At 65.0% G+C, this 16,932-nt stretch carries 15 protein-coding genes; 8 read left to right on the forward strand and 7 right to left on the reverse strand.

What is annotated here, in order from left to right:
- Positions 1 to 55: 55 nt before the first annotated feature.
- Positions 56 to 862, reverse strand: a complete 807-nt coding sequence (locus tag ACZI8R_RS04505; protein ID WP_463378381.1) for a hypothetical protein — start codon at positions 860 to 862, stop codon at positions 56 to 58.
- A gap of 49 nt (positions 863 to 911) precedes the next feature.
- Between ACZI8R_RS04505 and ACZI8R_RS04510 the strand changes: the two genes are divergently transcribed.
- Positions 912 to 1,193, forward strand: a complete 282-nt coding sequence (locus ACZI8R_RS04510) for a putative quinol monooxygenase (protein WP_463378382.1) — start codon at positions 912 to 914, stop codon at positions 1,191 to 1,193.
- Here the strand turns inward: ACZI8R_RS04510 and ACZI8R_RS04515 are convergent.
- From ACZI8R_RS04515 to ACZI8R_RS04540, 6 genes are all read right to left on the reverse strand, one after another.
- Entirely contained in the window at positions 1,171 to 3,363 is a 2,193-nt protein-coding gene (locus tag ACZI8R_RS04515) for a transglycosylase domain-containing protein (RefSeq protein ID WP_463378383.1), read from the reverse strand. The two genes, ACZI8R_RS04510 and ACZI8R_RS04515, sit on opposite strands and share 23 nt — an antisense overlap.
- Before the next feature lie 219 nt (positions 3,364 to 3,582).
- The gene (locus tag ACZI8R_RS04520; protein WP_463378384.1) at positions 3,583 to 3,783 is read right to left on the reverse strand and encodes a hypothetical protein; all 201 of its coding nucleotides are present in this window, start codon (positions 3,781 to 3,783) and stop codon (positions 3,583 to 3,585) included.
- A 1-nt stretch (position 3,784) separates the two neighbouring features.
- Entirely contained in the window at positions 3,785 to 4,609 is an 825-nt protein-coding gene (locus ACZI8R_RS04525) for a carbohydrate ABC transporter permease (RefSeq protein WP_463378757.1), read from the reverse strand.
- A gap of 83 nt (positions 4,610 to 4,692) precedes the next feature.
- Positions 4,693 to 5,688, reverse strand: coding sequence for a carbohydrate ABC transporter permease (locus ACZI8R_RS04530; RefSeq protein ID WP_463378385.1), 996 nt, complete (start codon positions 5,686 to 5,688; stop codon positions 4,693 to 4,695).
- Between the two features lie 75 nt (positions 5,689 to 5,763).
- Positions 5,764 to 7,029 (reverse strand): ABC transporter substrate-binding protein, encoded by a 1,266-nt coding sequence (locus ACZI8R_RS04535; RefSeq protein ID WP_463378386.1) that lies wholly within the window; start codon positions 7,027 to 7,029, stop codon positions 5,764 to 5,766.
- 155 nt (positions 7,030 to 7,184) lie between these two features.
- A complete protein-coding gene (locus ACZI8R_RS04540) occupies positions 7,185 to 8,261 on the reverse strand; it encodes an ABC transporter ATP-binding protein (RefSeq protein ID WP_463378387.1) in 1,077 nt (358 codons plus the stop codon).
- Positions 8,262 to 8,373: 112 nt separating this feature from the next.
- Between ACZI8R_RS04540 and ACZI8R_RS04545 the strand changes: the two genes are divergently transcribed.
- From ACZI8R_RS04545 to ACZI8R_RS04575, 7 genes are all read left to right on the forward strand, one after another.
- Complete coding sequence (locus ACZI8R_RS04545) at positions 8,374 to 9,180, forward strand: DUF2786 domain-containing protein (RefSeq protein ID WP_463378388.1); 807 nt, start codon at positions 8,374 to 8,376, stop codon at positions 9,178 to 9,180.
- On the forward strand, positions 9,177 to 9,710 hold the full coding sequence (locus ACZI8R_RS04550) for a TIGR04338 family metallohydrolase (RefSeq protein ID WP_463378389.1): 534 nt from the start codon (positions 9,177 to 9,179) through the stop codon (positions 9,708 to 9,710). The genes ACZI8R_RS04545 and ACZI8R_RS04550 overlap by 4 nt, the downstream gene beginning before the upstream one ends.
- Before the next feature lie 207 nt (positions 9,711 to 9,917).
- Positions 9,918 to 11,063, forward strand: a complete 1,146-nt coding sequence (locus ACZI8R_RS04555) for a lipase family protein (protein ID WP_463378390.1) — start codon at positions 9,918 to 9,920, stop codon at positions 11,061 to 11,063.
- A 74-nt stretch (positions 11,064 to 11,137) separates the two neighbouring features.
- Positions 11,138 to 11,932 carry an LLM class F420-dependent oxidoreductase gene (locus ACZI8R_RS04560; RefSeq protein WP_463378391.1) on the forward strand — a complete coding sequence of 265 codons (795 nt, stop codon included), beginning with the start codon at positions 11,138 to 11,140 and terminating at the stop codon, positions 11,930 to 11,932.
- 94 nt (positions 11,933 to 12,026) lie between these two features.
- The gene (locus ACZI8R_RS04565; RefSeq protein WP_463378392.1) at positions 12,027 to 13,841 is read left to right on the forward strand and encodes an ABC transporter substrate-binding protein/permease; all 1,815 of its coding nucleotides are present in this window, start codon (positions 12,027 to 12,029) and stop codon (positions 13,839 to 13,841) included.
- A gap of 3 nt (positions 13,842 to 13,844) precedes the next feature.
- Positions 13,845 to 14,606: an amino acid ABC transporter ATP-binding protein gene (locus ACZI8R_RS04570; RefSeq protein ID WP_463378393.1), complete on the forward strand. Its 762-nt coding sequence runs from the start codon at positions 13,845 to 13,847 to the stop codon at positions 14,604 to 14,606.
- Between the two features lie 115 nt (positions 14,607 to 14,721).
- Positions 14,722 to 16,800, forward strand: coding sequence for a PhoX family protein (locus tag ACZI8R_RS04575; protein WP_463378394.1), 2,079 nt, complete (start codon positions 14,722 to 14,724; stop codon positions 16,798 to 16,800).
- The last annotated feature ends 132 nt before the right edge of the window (positions 16,801 to 16,932 follow it).

Below are 16,932 nucleotides of genomic sequence, written 5' to 3' on the forward strand. Positions count from 1 at the left end.
ATCACTGTGCGCCTTCCTGGCGGCTTCGGCCGCGGGGGAGGCGCACAGTCTTGTCTCAACCCGGGAGGACGTTCTGCAACTGTTCCTCGAGGTTGCGGGCCAGCGCATCCACGTCCACGCCGGGAATCGGGGGAAGCGCGTCCTGAGGGATCAGCGGGGCCGGCCCCTGCCCGAAGGCACCGAGAACGTCGTCCGTCTGCTCCTGCGGGGTGCCGTACGTGTTGGCGGCGACCGTGAAGTCGGGACCGAACGAGGCCGAGGCGACCACCGAGGAACCCGGATCCCCCCAACCCCACTTGCTGCCGAGCACGCCGGGAAGTTTGGCCGTACCCCAGTCCTGAACGGTGCCGTCCGCGGCAACCGGTGCCGCCGTGCTCATCCAGCCCGGAATCGGCGACAACGGATCGAGCCGCTTCGCCATCAGAAAGCGGACGGTGTCTGCGGTGCTCGTGAACGAATCGCCCCAGAACGAACCGCGCGTGGTCTCGGACAGGCCGTACTCGTCGGCAACCGCACCGATCGCGTCCGGATACTTGGCGTCGAGTTCGGAAGCGGCAGCGTCGTCGGATTCACGAATCATCCGCTCCGCCAGATAGAAGTCCTCCGGCGAATGATCGCCGTGCCGTAAGGCGTAGTCGGCGACGTAGAGCTTCACGGTCGACAAGCCCGCCCGCGCCTCGTGCTGATTGGCCGTTCCGATCAGAATTCCGCCGGGCGCGTACTCGACCGTCAACGAGGTGCGCTCGGGGACACCGTCGAAGTTGTCGATCGGTTGAGGTGCAGCAAGCGCTACGCCAGGACAGACACCGACGGCGACGATCGTCGTGAACAGTGCTGCACCGGCAGTTCTGGAACGCCACATGACCTCAGCATCGCACGACAGGCCGCCCCGTGTGGGTTACCGTCGCGCCATGATCATCGTCGTCGGCCACCTGACAGTCGATCCCGCCGATCGAGAAAAGCACATCGAGCTCAGCTCCGAGGCCGTGCGCCTCGCACGCGGCAACCCGCAGTGCCTCGAGTTCAGTGTCAGTCCCGACCCGCTCGAACCGAGCCGGGTCAACATCAGCGAACGGTGGACCGACCGTGCGTCGTTGGACGCCTTTCGCGGCGACGGACCCGACGAGGACGGCCCACCGATCGTGAGCTTCGCGATCGAAGAATTCGAAGTCACTGACCCGGTATCGGAATGACGACGCCCGGCAGAATCTCCACCTGCTGAGGCGGCTCCTGCGGAGTCGGAACCTCGACCGGAGGTACCTCCACGGGCGGGGCAGCAGGTTCCTCTGCCGCCGGCGGTGGCGCCGGAGCTTGGTTCTGCCCGGTGTCGGTATTGCCGCCTCCTCCACCGTTACCGGTGGTGGTGCTACTGCTACCGCTGTCGTAACTGCTGCTGTCGCCGCCCCCACCGGACGGGACACCGGCCTGGCCACCGATCGAATCCGGCCACGGGAAGTCCTCCCAGTCGGTGTCCTCGAGGGCACCGTCCATGGTGTCCTTCCAGATGTCCGACGGCAGTCCGGAACCGTAGATCAACCCGCCCCAACTGTTGTTGATGGCAGTGGCATCGGCTTTGCCCATCCACACCGCCGTCGACAACGACGGCGTGTACCCGACCATCCAGGCGTCCTTGTTCTCGCCTGATTCACCGAGCTGCGCGGTACCGGTCTTGGCCGCCGACGGGCGTCCGCCCGCCAAGCCGTGCCCCTTGGAGTAGGAGGCCACCGGCATCAGCGCCTGGCTGACGTTGTCGGCGACGGCCTCGTCGATACGCCGCTCGCCGGGATCCGGCTGGCGGTCGAGAAGCACCTCGCCGTCGGCATCGACGACCTTCTGCACGAAATGCGGCTTGCGGTAGATGCCCGAGGCCGCGAACGTGGCATAAGCGGACGCCATGTCGATGGGTCGCGCCTGGTACTGACCCAGCACGATGCCGCCTTCCGGCGGGCCGCCGTTCTGGGTGAGGCTCGGGCCTTCGAGCCCGGGAATCTGCTCGGGAATGCCCGCCTTGTGTGCAGCGTCGGCGATGGACTGCGGTCCGTCCTCCATCGACATCATCAGCCGGTAGAAGCTCGTGTTCAGCGAACGTTTGGTGGCCTCTGCGATGCTGCAGACGCCGCAGGACTCACCCTCCACGTTGCCGATCTCGAGGTCCGCCACGGTCAACGGCGCACTGCTGTATCGCGCCGACAGCGGGATGCCCTGCTCGAGCGCCGCCGCGAGACCGAAGGCCTTGAAGGAGGAACCGGTCTGCAACGGAGCCTGCGCATAGTCGTAGCCGTTGCCGTCCTCGCCGCCGTAGTAGGACCGGACGCCACCGGTCTTCGGATCGATGGAGACGACGGCCGTGCGCAGGTCGGGATCTTCACCCTCGAGTGTGCTGTGCACACCCTCGACCGCCGCGGCCTGCGCCTTCGGATCGATGGTGGTGGTGATCTGCAGGCCTTCGGTGTTCAGCGTCTGTTCGCTGATGCCCGATTCGGCGAGCTCACGTAGTACCTGATTGCGGATCAGTCCCGACGGCCCCGGCTCCGAGTTCGCGTCGGTCGGTCGATTCGCAGGTGCCGCAACGGGCATTTCCGTGTTCTGTCGTTCCTGACCGTCCAGAACGCCCATGTCGACCATGCCGTCGAGCACGTAGTTCCACCGGGACTCGAGCTTGTCCGGATTGGATTCGGGGTCGAGGTACGACGGACTCTGGATGACCGCCGCGAGCACCGCGCCCTCCGCGACGCTCAGTTCACCGATCGGCTTGTCGAAATAGGCCCGAGCAGCGGCATCGACGCCGTACGCGCCACGTCCGAAGTAGATGGTGTTCAGGTATGCGGCAAGGATCTCGTCCTTGGACCACTCGTTGTTCATCTTCGTCGAGATCACGAGCTCGCGCATCTTGCGGGTGATGCTGCGATCCGAACCGACCAGCACGTTCTTCACGTACTGCTGGGTGATGGTGGAGCCACCGCCTGCGCTGTCCTTGCCCAGAATGTTGTCGCGGGCAGCCCTGGTGAATCCACTGACCGAGAAGCCCGGATTGGAATAGAAGTTGCGGTCCTCCGCGGACAACACTGCATTGCGCACGTGCTCGGGGATCTCGTTCAGGTCCACCTCGGTGCGGTTACCCTCCGGCGGGATGACCTTGGAAATCTCGGACGTACCGTCCGCAGCAAGGATCGTGGCGACCTGATTGGTCTCCATATCCGAGGGTTTCGGCACCTCCGCGCGCACGTAGGCGATCGCGAAAACGAGGGCGGGCACCACCAGCAACACAACGGCAACTGCAAGAACCGAGCGGCGAACATTGCGCCAACGATGGTCCGTTTTGGGGGAATTCGAACCCGATGCAGGTGGGTCATCTGATCCCAAAGGTGCGCCTGTCCTGGCGTTTTCCTCGGCATGACGGCCCGACGGCGAAGGGCCCTCGCCTGGCGGATTGGTCGGTGAACTCACTTACACGCTCCCGGTTGGCGTATCCGATCTTCACGGATCATTCCATCCAGGCATACCTATGTTTGCCATTTCCCGCCAACTGTGACGAGCGTGGCTGTTTCCGGCGAAGGCGGCACAGGCCACATAAACCGCCGATCAGGACAGGCGTCGCGCCCGCCGCAGCGCGGTGACGGCCAATCCCGTCAGCACCACACACACCAGGAGAACCAGCGAGGACGTCATGCTCGGCGTACCCCGCACGATCTCGACGACGGCCGAGATCAGCGCCATCAGCGTGAAGAATCCGAGCACGCCGACCAACAGTTCGAGACGCTGACGCTTCGCAACAGGATGCATGTCAGCTCTTGACGCCACCGGCGGTCAACCCGGACACGATGCGGCGCTGGAAGAGCAGAACCATGATCACGAGAGGGACCGTGACCAGCGTGCCGGCGGCCATCACCGCGGTATAGGGCTGGGTGAACGCGTCCCCACCCGAGAATCGGGCGATCGCCACGGTCACGGGCTCGGTGGCCCGGTTGGAGAGCTGACTCGACAGCATGTACTCGTTCCATGTCGCGATGAACGCGAGGATCGCCGTCGTGAAGAGCGCCGGAGCGGCCAGCGGAAGAATCACGAGACGGAACGCCTGGGTCCGGGTCGCGCCGTCCACGCGGGCCGCCTCCTCCAACTCCCACGGCATGTCCGACATGAACGACGTCAACGTGTAGATGGTCAACGGAAGCACGAAGGAGATGTTGGGGATGATGAGCGCCTGATACTGGCCGATCCAGTTGAGGTCACCGAACAGCTGGAACAGGGGCGTCACCAACGCGACGCCCGGGAACATCGAAGCCGCAAGAACGATGCCGGTGACGATGTACTTGCCCCGGAACTCGATCCGGGCCAGCGCGTACGCCGTGAAGATGCCGAGGATCAACGCCACGGCCGTGGTCACGGCACCGATGATCAGACTGTTGACGATCGAACCGAGGAAGTCGTTGCCCTTCGAGGTGGACAGCGCGTCCCGGAAGTTGTCGAGAGTGACGTAGGTGGGCCACGGGGTCGTGTCGAAGGTGTGATCGACGCTGCGGAACGCGGTGACCACCATCCAATAGAACGGGGCCAGTCCCCAGATCAGGATGGCGACGACGCCCACGTACGTACGAACGATCGGCCCCATCGGACGCCGATGTACCGGCGGCTCCTCCGGACGTGCCACTTCGGTCTCCGAATCCAGCTCCGGCGACCGGTGCCTGCCCGCCATCACTTGGCTGCTCCCTTACGTTGATCGTCCTGTGTGCGGACCGCGTTGGCCCCGAGGAACTTCACCATCACGAACGCCACCGCGAAAATCATGAGGAACACGAGCGTCGAGAGGGCGGAGGCACTGTTGAAATTGCCGCCCTGCATGTCTGCGACCACGAGAATCGACACCGTGGTCGTGGGGGTTCCGCCGCTCGTCCCCGAGAGGATGGCCGGTAGGTCGTACATGCGCAGGACGTCGAGCGTGCGGAACAGCACGGCCACCATCAGCGCCGGCTTCACCAACGGCAACGTGATCTGTCGGAAGCGCTGCCAGGCGGTCGCGCCGTCGACCTTCGCGGCCTCGTACACGTCCTGCGGAATCATCTGCAGGCCCGCGAGTATCAGCAGCGCCATGAACGGTGTGGTCTTCCAGACGTCCGCGATGATGACCGCGAATCTCGACGCCCACGGGTCGGTGGTCCACGAGATGTCCGTGCCGAGCACGCGGTTCACGATGCCGTCGTTGGCGAAGATGAAGAACCACAGCTTCGCGGTGACGGCGGTCGGGATCGCCCACGGGATGAGGACACTCGCTCGCAGCATCGAGCGTCCGAAGAAGGAGCGGCCCATCACCGTCGCCATCCAGAGTCCGAGTAGGACCTCGATGGAGACGGTGACGACCGCGAAGAACAGCGTGGTGCCCACGGCAGGCCAGAAGTTGGCGCCGAGTGTTCCGGGTGGGCACGAACCCGCGCCCGAACCGCAGTTCTGGGTCAGCCACTGCAGGTAGTGATCGAAGCCGGCGAATCCACCGTCGGTGAATCGGCCGGTGGCGGGGTCGATCCCCTTGTCCTGTTGAAAGGACAGGTAGATCGCACGAAGGACCGGGTACGCGATGACGACAGCGAGAATGAGCATCGTCGGCGCGATGAGCCACACTGCTCGCAGATCCCGCTTCTTGCGAACAGAGACCTCCGGCTCGTCTTGCTCGGTCCGCACAGCGGTGTCGACCATTTCTTCGGTACCCGGCCCTTCGTCGCCGCGGCGGCGGCGCTGTTGACTAGCTTCGAATCCGAACTGACTAACTGACTACTTGGAAGCGACCTCGATGGCAGAGGACATGTCCGCCACCGCCTGATCGACCGACTTCCCACCCGTGATCGCGGCGTAGGCGTTGTCCTGGATCGCACGGCTCACGTCGCTGTAGTACGGCGTGACCGGACGCGGAACGGCGGTCTCGAGAGCCGACTTCAGCGCCGGGAGGTACGGGTACTTGGCGATCAGCGACTCGTCGTCGTACACGTTCGCGAGAACCGGCGGGAAGGACTGGTCCGCGAAGGACGTCTGAACCTCGGGGCTCTGGATGAACTCGATGAAGTCACGGGCGGTCGCCTTGGCGTCGGAGTTCACGTTGATGCCGTTGTTGTAGCCACCGAGGGTGGACGCGCCGGGACCGTTGGGCCCGACGATCGGCGCGACGCCGACCTTGCCCTTCACAGCCGAACCGTCCTCTTCGGCGTTGCTGTACATGTACGGCCAGTTGTAGGCGTACATGGACTTGCCGTCGACGAACGCCAGGTTCGTCTCCTCTTCCGTGGAGCTCGTGGACGTCTTCGCGATCTGTCCCGCCGCATACGCGTCGACGAGCGACTGCAGACCGGCCTTGGCCTCGGGGGAATCGACCTCGGGGGTGCTGCCGTCTTCGCCGACGACCGAGCCGCCCCACGAGTTGATCGCCTCGGTGGTGTTGACCGTCAGACCCTCGTACTGCTTGAGCTGAGTGAGCAGGCAGTCGACGGACTTCTCGGCCGCGACGCCACAGCTGTCGGTCAGCGCCTTCCAGTCGGCGGGAGCCGCCGGGACCATGTCGTTGCGGTAGTAAAGCAGGGTCGCGTTGGTGTTCTGCGGGCCCGCGTACAGGACGTCACGGTAGGTGGCGCTGTCCACGGTTGCGGGGAGCAGACCGGCGGTGTCGATCGCCAGCTCGTCGGTGAGCGGCTGCAACCATCCGTTGGCTGCGAACTCCGCAGTCCAGGTGATGTCGAGCGCCATGACGTCGTACTCGGAGTTGCCGGCCTGCAGCGACTGGACGAGCTTGTCGCGCTGCGCATCCGCTTCACCGGCGAGCTCGGCAAGCTCGACCTTCTCGTCCGGGTGAGCGGCGTTCCACTGCTCGATGACCGGAGTCAGCTTGTCGGTGTCGTTCTTTCCCATCGCGAACGTGATGGGGCCTCGACCGTCGAGGTTCTCCGACTGGGCATCGCCACTGTCACTCGAACAAGCGGTGAGCGTGACCATCGACGCAGCGGTCGCGAACACGGCTGCGCGGCGAACCGCTCTCGAAATCTGAACCATGGAGTACTCCCCGTTGGTAGGCGGATGAACCCGCGATCGGCATGACGGAACTGCGGCACCGGTCGCGGTGTCGGAACATACTGTGGCATGGACCACCCGGCAAACGGGGCATTACCCCCAAGCTGAATCGGTCACGTGGGCGTGTCGCGCGCGTCCTACCGGCTCAGACGGCGCCCGTCCACAGCCGAGAACAGGTGCAACTGCTCCGCATCGACGTGCAGTTTGACGGTCTCGCCCTTGCGCGGCGGGTTACGCCAATCGGCACGGGCGACGATCTCCTGGGTGACACCGTTGATGGCGGTGCGACCGTAAATATAGGCGTCGGAGCCGAGTTCCTCGACCACCGCCACGTCCATCGAGATTCCGTCCGAGGCGAGTTCGAGATGCTCGGGGCGCACGCCGACGACGACCTCGGCCTCGCTGTTCTCCCCACGCAGCTGACGAGGGACGGGAATGACCGTGTCACCGAACTGCACGCCCTGTTCCGTGAGGGGGAGGGTGAACAGATTCATCGACGGCGAGCCCATGAAACCGGCCACGAAGACGTTCGCGGGGCTGCGGTACAGGTCGCGCGGAGTGTCGCACTGCTGCAGCTGCCCGTCCTTCAGAACGGCCACGCGGTCGCCCATCGTCATCGCTTCGACCTGGTCGTGGGTGACGTAGACCATCGTCGTTTCGAGGCGACGCTGCAGCTGAGCGATCTGGGTGCGCGTCTGCACGCGCAGTTTGGCGTCCAGGTTGGACAGCGGCTCGTCCATCAGGAACACCTGCGGCTGCCGGACGATCGCACGGCCCATCGCGACACGCTGGCGCTGACCACCGGACAGTGCCTTCGGCTTGCGATCCAGATACTGCTCGAGGTCGAGGAGCTTGGCCACGTCCTCGACGCGGGCCCGGATGTCGGCCTTCGACGAGCCGGCCAATTTGAGAGCGAATCCCATGTTCTCCGCGACCGACATGTGCGGGTAGAGGGCATAGTTCTGGAACACCATCGCGATGTCGCGTTCCTTGGGCTCCTGGCCGGTCACGTCGTTGTCACCGATGAGGATGCGGCCGCTGTGCACCGGCTCGAGCCCCGCCAGCATGCGCAGCGACGTCGACTTTCCACATCCGGACGGCCCCACGAGCACGAGGAACTCGCCGTCCTCGATGTGCAGATCGAGTCCGTCCACCGCCGGCTTCTGAGAGCCGGGGAACAGGCAGGTCGTGCGGTCGTACGTAACTGTCGCCATGGGTGTGAGATCCCTTCTACCGGCAGGAACGTGCCGGACGATCCGAGTCGAAGTGGGTGGTCCCCGCGGCACGGATTCCCGCGCGAGCCGAGGGAAGCTTAGTATCGCCCACGTGAGTTCGGACAAGATGCTGACCCGCATCGGTGGACTCCTCCGGCAAGCGGAATCCACCGACAACGCGCACGAGAGCGACGCCTTCATGGCGGCCGCGCAACGTCTGGCAACCACGGCGTCGATCGACCTCGCGGTGGCCAGGGCCCACGCGTCGGGACGCGAGAAGCGGACCACGCCGACGCAGCGGCTGATCACCGTCGGCGAGCCCGGGCGCAAGGGATTGCGGACGTACGCCCAGCTCTTCATCGTGATCGCCGCGGCCAACGACGTGCAGTGCGACATCTCGCAGAGCTCGGCCGTCATCTACGCATACGGGTTCGCAACCGATATCGACACGTGCGAGGCGTTGTACTCGAGCCTGCTCGTGCAGATGGTCCGAGCGTCGGACGCCTACATCAAGTCGGGGGAGTATCGGAACGAGACGACGCTGCGCACCGTCGTCGAGAAGCGGGGCCGCCGCCGGGTCGCGACGAAGGTGCGGCGTCCGGTCGCGGGTGTGACGGCGCGACTGAACTTTCAGCTCGCGTACTCGGAACGAATCGGCAAGCGTCTGGAAGAGGCACGCAACGAGACCAGAACGGTCGCCGAGACCGATACTCCTGGCACTGCGCTGGCCTTGCGCGACAAGGAGTTGGAACTGCGCGACTACTACACCGCGGAGTCACGGGCACGTGGCACCTGGCGAGGAGCGAAGGCGTCCGCTGGGCATTCTTCGTCGGCACGCAGGGCGGGAGACCGCGCGGCACGGACCGCGAAACTCGGGCCGTCGACCGAACTCGGAACCGCGAAGAAGCAGATACCGTGAAGGCGGGCCGCGACTCGCAGCGAGCACTCGTCTACGAGGCAGAACAATTGGTGCGCAACATGTTCGACCGCGCCGACAAGACCGGGTCACGGACCGTCGAGCTGATCGGATCGGAGGTCACGCTGCCGGTCGAGCGCCGTTTCGCCTCCATCGAGTCGATTCAGGACTACCTCGATCGAGTGCTCGCCCTCGACTGGGTTCGTCGGCGATGGGAGCGGGCCTCGGTGCCCGTCCACGTTCGCGCCCGCGCCGGCAACAACGCGGCACACTACGAAAGCGATTGCGCCGCCATTGCCGTTCCCGAGTACCGCAGCGGCACCGCGTGGGCGTTCCGGGAACTGGTGGTTCTACACGAACTGGCCCACCACCTCGATCCCATGCATCCCGACGATCCGGGAGCCCGCGTCGACCCCGCGCACGGTCCCGAGTTTCTGCACCGATATCTGGAGTTGGTGAGCGAGGTCGTCGGCCCGGAAGCCGGTTTCGTTCTGCGTGCCACCCTCTCGGCGGCCGGCGTCACGTTCTCCTGACCACCCCCTTCCCTGACCAATGTCACACGCGTTCAGCTCACGCGAACCGGTGTGACATTGGCCGGGGGAAGGGGCGCGCGCGGGAACGAGATAGCAAGCATCTGGCTACCGAACGTGCTGTAATCAGGCAGCGGAAACGAGCGCATACGAAACCAGGAACCCGTGGGGGTTGTTCCAGTGAATCGTTCCATTGCTTCTGTAGCCATCATGTCCTGCGCCGCACTGGCCCTGGCCGCCGTGCCCGGCACCGCCAACGCCGACGAGCGCACAGACCTCTACCACCAGCCCGTACCCGATCTGGCCGAGCTCGGCGACGGAGACATCGTGCGCTCCATGCCGATTCCCGGGCTACCTGCGACTCACACAGAGTTGCTTCTGTACAAATCGACCGATGCCAACGGAAACCCCATGACCGTCTCGGGTTACACGATCACTCCGGACGTCCCGTGGGGTGGACCGGGTCCACGCCCGGTGCTCGCCTACGCGCCCGGTACCAGTGGTCTCGCGGACCGCTGTGCGGGTTCGCACGGAATCGGCACGTCCATGGACAGCGCCACCATCGCTCCCTTCCTGGCACAGGGTTACCAGGTGGCAGCCACCGACTATCAAGGGCTCGGAACGCCCGGCGTGCACACGTACCTCAACCGGACAGCGGCAGGAAACGCGCTCCTGGACGTGGCAAGAGCGGCAGTGGGCGACACCGACACCCCCGTCCTCGTCTACGGATACTCGGAAGGCGGTCATGCATCGGCGGCTGCCGCCGAGTTGTCTGCCTCCCACGCCCCGAATCTGAACCTGAAAGGGACGTACGTCGGGGCGCCGCCCGCGGACGTGACTCTCAACATCGACAACAGCGACGGAACTCCGCTGGCGGGCAACCTCTTCTATGTCGTGAACGGGATGATCGCCGCCTACCCCGACCGGGCGGAAGACATTCGCGGGATCTTCGACGACGAGGGATTGCGGATCCTCGACGAGACCACGAACGACTGTGTCAGCGATTCCGAGCGCTTCGGCGGCGTGCATTTCCGCGACGTCACCAAGGACGGCCGCGGCCTGCGGGAACATCTCGCCGACGAGCCGTTCGCCTCGATCGTCGCCGACAACACCATCGGATTCACGGCCCCGGACAAGCCCGTGTTCATCGGCCACGGGGTGCCGGACGACACGGTTCCCGTCGAACAGACCCGGGTGCTGGCGCAGCGTTGGCACGACGCCGGTGCGACCGACGTGACCGTGCGCGAGTACGACTTCCCCTCGATTCCGGTCGTGGGTCTCAATCACCTTCCGGCCGGTCCGGCAGCCTACCCGGAGGTTCTGCAGTGGATGGGGCAGCGGCTTGCCGACGGCTGATTTCGTTGCGGGCCGTTCCATGACGCGCGCAAGATGATGGGGAGTGCCCGAAGCCAACTCCGAGGAGCCCGCACATGCACCGTCAAGTTCGTATCGGCGTCCAACTTCAACCTCAGCAGGCCCCCGACTACGGGTTGATCCGTGATGCCGTGCTGCGCTCCGAGGACGCCGGCGTCGACGTCGTCTTCAACTGGGATCACTTCTACCCGCTGTACGGCGACCCCGAGGGCGCCCATTTCGAATGCTGGACGATGCTCGGTGCCTGGGCGGAGCAGACCGAGCGGGTGGAGATCGGCGCACTCGTCACCGGTGGTGGTTACCGCAACCCGGACCTGCTGGCAGACATGGCCCGCACCGTGGACCACATCAGCGGCGGTCGCCTGATCCTCGGGATCGGGGCCGGTTGGTTCGAGAAGGACTACGACGAATACGGCTACGAGTTCGGCACAGCCGGCTCGCGGCTGAAGCTGCTGGGCGAGTATCTCCCGCGCATCACCGGCCGACTCGCAAAGGTGAACCCGCCGCCCACGCGGCACATCCCGCTCCTGATCGGCGGCGGCGGCGAGAAGAAGACGTTGCCCCTGGTCGCAGAGCACGGCGACATCTGGCACAGCTTCAGCGATATCGACACCCACGCACGCAAGGCGGGAATCCTCGCCGACCGTTGCGCAGACAAGGGCCGGAACCCGGACGACATAGCGCACTCACTGTCGTGGCCGGGGTTGGACGAGGCGCAGAAGTTCGTCGAGGCCGGCGTCACGCTGTTCACCGTCGGCGTCGGCGGGCCCGAGTACGACCTCACCGAACTGAAGCAGGCCATCGCCTGGCGCGACGAGAACAACCCGCCGCCCATCTCGGGCCTCGCCTGACTCACCCTCAGCTGACCAATGTCACACCGGTTACGTTCAGCGAAACCGGTGTGACATTGGTCGGGATCGGGAGGGGCGGGTTTATTCTGCAAGGATGCTTTCCTCCGTCGCACCGAGAGTGCGCGTCGCCCTCGCTCTGATGATCGCCACGATCCTGGCATTCACGGTGGCGTCCTGTTCCAGTGGCGACGGCGGCGGCGACGGTGCACCCACGGATCTGTGCGCGCCCCCCGGCGTCGGCGCGTCCACGGCCGTACCCACCAACTTCGATTCCGAGGCCGCATCGGCCGCCGAGGATCGGCACACCACCCCGGACGTGGCCCCGCTCGACCAGGTCGACACGTCCAAGCTGAATCTGATCGAACCCGGCGTCCTCACGGTCGGCACCCTGTCGGACGCGCCGCCGAGCATCTGCGTCAACTCGGAGAACCAGTTCACCGGCTACGACAACGAACTCCTGCGCGCCGTCGGCGAGAAGCTCGGCTTGCGAGTCGACTTCGTCGGCACCGAGTTCGCGGGCCTGCTCGCTCAGGTCGCGGGCCACCGCTTCGACGTGGGGTCGTCGTCGATCACCACCACCGACGAGCGGCGTAACACGGTCGGGTTCACCAACGGCTACGACTTCGGGTACTTCTCGCTTGTGGTGCCCAACGGCAGCCCCATCACCGGTTTCGACGCCCTGAACGCCGACACCCGCGTCGGCGTCGTGCAGGGCACCGTCCAGGACGAGTACGTGGTCAACGAACTCGGCCTCGATCCGGTGAAGTTTCCGGACTACAACACGGCGTACGCGAACCTGAAGACCGGACAGATCGACGCCTGGGTGGCGCCGTCGCAACAGGCCGAAGGCACTATCGCCCCGGGTGATCCGACGTCGATCGTGGAGAACACGTTCAGCGTCAACAACTTCGTCGGCTGGGCTGTCGCCAAGGACAACCAGCCGTTGATCGATGCGCTGAACTCCGGTCTGGATGCCGTGATCGAGGACGGCACCTACTCGCAGCTGTACTCGGGCTGGGTTCCGCGGCAGCTTCCGGAGGGTTGGAAGCCGGGCAGCAAGGCCGCTCCGGTCCCCGAGCTACCGGACTTCGCGGCCATCGCGGCCGAGAACGCCGCCAACGAAGAGCCCGCCGAGGCCGTCGCACCCAAATCGACACTCCAACAGCTGAAGGACACCTTCTTCGACTGGGAGTTGTACAAGCGCGCCTTCCCCGATCTGTTGAAGACAGGCCTGCCGAACACCCTGATCCTCGCGCTCGCGTCGGGCATCGTGGGAACCGTTCTCGGCATGCTGTTGGCGATGGCGGGCATCTCCCGCACCCGCTGGCTGCGCTGGCCCGCCCGCATCTACACGGATATATTCCGGGGGTTGCCGGCTGTCGTCATCATCCTGATCGTGGGACTCGGGGTCGGGCCGCTGGTGAAAAACCTGACCGGAAGCAACCCGTACTGGCTCGGCGCGGCCGCCCTCTCTCTGCTGGCCTCCGCGTACATCGGCGAGATATTCCGATCAGGCATCCAGAGCGTCGAATCGGGACAGCTCGAAGCCTCACGTGCATTGGGTTTCAGCTATCGCAAATCCATGTCGCTGGTGGTCGTCCCGCAGGGTGTCCGGCGGGTGCTGCCCGCCCTGATGAACCAATTCATCTCGCTCATCAAGGATTCGTCGCTGATCTACTTCCTCGGCTTGCTCGTCACCCAGCGTGAACTCTTCGCGGTGGGACGAGACCTCAACGCACAGACCGGAAACCTCTCACCGCTCGTCGCGGCCGGCCTGTTCTACCTGGTGCTGACCATTCCGCTCACGCACCTCGTCAACTACATCGACAACCGTCTACGCACGGGCCGCACCGACAATTCCGGCACGCTCGATCCGGTGGAGCAGTCCATCGTCGTGGAAAGGGGATAGACCATGGCGGTCTCCGAGAAGAGCTCCGTTTCCGAGAGAAGTTCCGTGTCCCTGACGGGCACCGATATTCATCTGGCGTTCGGCAACAACAAAGTGCTGCGGGGCGTCGACCTTCATGTCGACGCGGGCAACACCGTCACCGTCATCGGCCCGTCCGGGTCCGGAAAGTCGACGTTGCTGCGCGCGTTGAACAGGTTGCACGAACCCGACAAGGGCGACGTGTTGCTCGACGGCCGATCGGTGTTGAAGGACAACCCGGATCACCTGCGTCAGCGAATCGGCATGGTGTTCCAGCACTTCAACCTTTTTCCGCACAAGAGCGTGGTCGACAACATCGCACTCGGCCCCCGCAAGCTCAAGGGGATGAGCAAAGACGAGTCGCGCCAGGTCGCCCTCGAGCAGCTCGAGTTGGTGGGGCTGACCGCCAAGGCCGACTCCCGACCGGGGAACCTGTCCGGCGGCCAGCAACAGCGCGTCGCCATTGCACGCGCTCTGGCGATGAAGCCGGAGGTCATGTTCTTCGACGAGGCCACCTCTGCCCTCGACCCGGAATTGGTGAAGGGCGTGCTGGCGCTCATGGCGGACCTCGCCAAGGGCGGTATGACGATGGTGGTCGTGACGCACGAGATGGGGTTCGCCCGCGAGGTGTCGGACAACGTCCTGTTCATGGACCACGGCGCGGTCGTAGAAACCGGCAAGCCGGACAAGATGTTCGACGAACCCGAAACGGATCGGCTGAAGCAGTTTCTCTCCCAGGTCCTCTGACCGCGCAATAGTTAGGGTCGCCTCGTTGTCCGTTCGTTCACGTGGGCGTTCCCTTTCACACGTTCGCGCGCCTTACGGTGCCCGAGTTGTCCATAACTCGATTCGGGAGTGAACCGTGGGTTTGAAACCTCTTGCGCTGTTCGTGAAGCACGACGGCAATTCTTCACGCGCATCTGTCACCTGCCAGTACAAGTGCGGCAACCAGTGCTCACACGAGGTACCCAACACTTCCCAGGGCGAGTACTTCCGCGACGTCGCACGGGCGGCACTGTCGCGGCGAGGCGTTCTCCGCGGAACGGGCATGGCCGTGGTCGCGGTCGGCGCCGGCAGCGTGCTCGCCGCGTGCTCCGACGACTCGGACTCCGCAGCAGGCAGCGGCAACTCGTCGACCGCAGCCGGTGACGGAGAAGCACCGACCGGCACCAGGTTCGACGCGGTCGCCCCCAACACGGACGACGCCGTCACGATCCCCGACGGCTACGAGCAGGCCGTCGTCATTCGCTGGGGCGATCCGGTGGTGGAAGGCGCTCCTGCCTTCGACTTCGAGAAGCAGACCCCGCAGGCGCAGGAGATGCAGTTCGGTTACAACAACGACTTCGCCGGTCTCCTGCCCGTCGAGGGACAGCCCAACACCTTCCTCCTGGTCGTGAACCACGAGTACAGCACCGAGCCGTTCATGTTCCGTGGATACGACCCCGAGAACCCCACCGTCGAGCAGTTCCAGATCGCTGTCAACGCGCACGGCCTGTCCGTCGTTCAGGTGGAGGGCGAGTCCGGATCCGGCAAGCTCACACCGAAATTCGGCCCCCAGAACCGTCGTATCACGGCCAACACCGAGTTTCTCGTGACCGGACCGGCAGCGGGAAGCGACTTCCTCAAGACGACGGCCGACCCCACCGGCACGAAGGTGGCAGGGACGCTGAACAACTGCTCCGGCGGCGTCACACCCTGGGGCACGGTGCTTTCCGGTGAAGAGAACTTCAACCAGTACTTCGCGGGCGCCGAGACCGTCACCGAACCTGCGGCCGCGGATCGCCTGGCGCGTTACGGAATCGAAGGCGGCGCGTCCGAACGCCTGTGGGAGCGTTTCGATCCCCGCTTCGACATCGCCAAGGAGCCCAACGAAGTTCATCGTTTCGGATACGTCGTCGAGGTCAACCCCTGGGATGCCTCGTCGGTGCCCGTGAAGCACTCCGCCCTCGGCCGGTTCAAGCACGAGGCCGCAACCATCCACATCACGGACGACGGCACCGTGGTCGCCTACAGCGGTGACGACGAGAAGTTCGACTACATGTACAAGTTCGTGTCGACCCGCAAGAAGATGGACGGCAACGGGCAGGCCGCCCTGCGTCACAACATGACGCTGCTCGACGCCGGAACCCTCTACGTGGCCAAGTTCACCGGCAACTCCGCCGACGAGATCGACGGTTCCGGAAAGCTGCCGGAGGACGGTAGCTTCGACGGCACGGGTGAGTGGATTCCGTTGCTACGCACGGGCGAAGACGGCAAGGGCGAGTCGCTGGTCGACGGCATGAGCGCCGAAGAGGTTGCGGTGTTCACCCGTCAGGCAGGCGACAAGGCCGGTGCCACCAAGATGGACCGCCCGGAGGACTTCGAGCCCAATCCGCACACCGGCAAGGTGTACGTCGCGCTCACCAACAACGACAAGCGCGGCACGGACGGCAAGGCCGCCGCGGACGAGGCGAACCCGCGCAACACCAACAAGAACGGCCAGGTGCTCGAGCTCGACGACGATCACGCGGGCACCGAGTTCACGTGGACCCTGCTGCTGGTGTGCGGCGATCCCAAGGAAGCGGACACGTACTTCGGTGGGTTCGACAAGGAGGCCGTCAGTCCGATCTCGTGCCCCGACAACGTGGCGTTCGATCCACACGGCAACCTGTGGATCTCCACGGACGGCAACGCATTGAAGGCCAACGACGGCCTGTTCAGCGTGGTCCTCGAGGGCGACCGTCGCGGTGAGACCAAGCAGTTCCTGTCGGTTCCCGTCGGCGCCGAGACCTGTGGCCCCATCGTCACCGAGGATCGGGTGCTCGTCAGCGTCCAGCACCCGGGTGAGGACGACGACGCCAGCGTGGAGAACCCCGCGTCGCACTGGCCGGACGGCGGCGACACCCAGCCGCGACCGGCAGTGGTTGCCGCTTGGAAGAGCGGCGGAAAGATCGGCGTCTGACCTGGGGATTCCCACATACTAGAACGCGTTCTCGAACTTTGTAATAACGACTGGGTCACGGTCGATACAAAGTTGCATCAGTAATGTCTTCGAGACGTTGCACCCTGGTCACGGTGGCCGTGGGTGCCCCTG

This window comes from Rhodococcus huquni (assembly GCF_055231055.1).